The organism is Streptomyces adelaidensis, from assembly GCF_016598475.1.
Taxonomy (GTDB): domain Bacteria; phylum Actinomycetota; class Actinomycetes; order Streptomycetales; family Streptomycetaceae; genus Streptomyces; species Streptomyces adelaidensis.
Genome location: NZ_JAEMUX010000221.1, coordinates 1 through 1,589, shown reverse-complemented (window position 1 = coordinate 1,589; position 1,589 = coordinate 1). Strand labels below are relative to the sequence as shown.

1 protein-coding gene is annotated in these 1,589 nt (G+C 70.0%); it reads left to right on the top strand.

What is annotated here, in order from left to right; genetic code table 11:
• The first annotated feature begins 113 nt into the window (after positions 1-113).
• Entirely contained in the window at positions 114-1,559 is a 1,446-nt protein-coding gene (gene tnpC, locus I8N67_RS41425; protein ID WP_200309481.1) for an IS66 family transposase, read from the top strand.
• Positions 1,560-1,589: the final 30 nt, after the last annotated feature.

Below are 1,589 nucleotides of genomic sequence, written 5' to 3'. Positions count from 1 at the left end.
TAGCTATTCAGCGGGGTGCGGTCGGTGCGGTGGCCGGGTCGCTTGATCGCTAGGCTTGTGGAGTGACCGATCCTGCCCGCCCCGGTGAAGGGCTTGCCGCCGAGTTCGCCGCGCTGCGCGCGGAGTTGGCTGCGGCGCGGGAGCGTGAGGCGGCCAAGGACGCGCGGATCGATGCGCTCCTGGTGCAGGTCGGTGAACTGACCGCGCAGGTCCAGGCGTTGGTGCTGAAGTTGTCGAAGGACTCCTCGACGTCGTCCAAGCCGCCGTCCTCGGACGGTCCGGGCCGCCGTCCTCGGGGTGGTTCCTCGCGTACGAAGTCCGGGCGTAAACCGGGCAAGCAGCCAGGCGGTCCCGGGACCACGCTGCGGCAGGTCGATCAGCCCACCGGGCGGATCCACATCCCGGCCCCGGCCGCGTGTACGGGCTGCGCCACAGCGCTGGTGGAGGTACCGGTGCGTGAGGTACGGCGCCGGCAGGTCTTCGATCTGCCCGAACCCGCGCCGATCGAGACCGTCGAATACGCGTCCGAGGTCAAGTGCTGCCCCGGCTGCGGGAAGAAGCAGATGGGGAGTTTCCCTGCCGGGGTCGATTCCGCCGTCCAGTACGGGCCGGGTGTCACCGCGAAGGTCGCCGATGCGGTCCTGGGGCACCACATCCCGGTGCACCGCTCCACGCTGCTGGTCATGGAACTGTGCGGAGTGCAGGTGTCCACCGGCTTCGCGGCGGGACTGCGCGGCCGGGCGGCCCGCCTGCTCGAAGCCGGGTTCCTGCCCGCGGTGCGCGCCCTGCTGGCCGGCGCCCCGGTCGTGCACGCGGACGAGACGTTCACCCGCACCGCGGGCGCGACGGTTTTCCTGCATGTCGCGGCCACCGAGCATCTCACCGTGATACACAGCGGCAACCGCTCGGCTGCCGCCATCGATGCCGGCGACGTCCTTCCCCACCTGAGCGGGACCCTGGTCCGCGACGGGTATGCGGGCTACTCCCATCTCGACCAGGTCCTGCATGCCTGGTGCGGTGCCCATCTGCTGCGTGATCTGCGTGGGATCCACGAGGCCGACCGCGAGGGCCAGTTGTGGGCCCGCGCCATGGCCGACACCCTGCTGGAGGCCCACCGCCTCGCAAGCGCGGCCCGGAGTGTGGGACGCGAGGCGCTGGCCGAGGACGAGCTGCGGGTGATCCACCGGCTGTATGCCGGGGCGCTGGCCCGCGCCCGCCAGGACAACCGGGCCAAGAACACCGAACTGGCCGCACACGCCAACACCCTGACCCGCCGCTTCGAGGAACACCGCGAGGTCATCCTCCGCTTCGCCACCGATCTCACCGTCCCCTTCACCAACAACCAGGCCGAGAGGGACATCAGACCCGCCAAGGTCCAGCAACGCTCCTCCGGAGGCTGCTGGAGAACCCTCCAGGGCCTGGCCGACTTCGCGATCGTCCAGTCCTACCTGTCCACCGCAGGCAAGTGGGGCATCAACCGCTACGACGCACTCAAGCGCCTGTTCACCACCGGGGCGTGGATCCCGCATGCCCTCACCCCCGACACCCCAGCAGCGTGATCACACAACCTCAACCCGCTGAATAGCTAC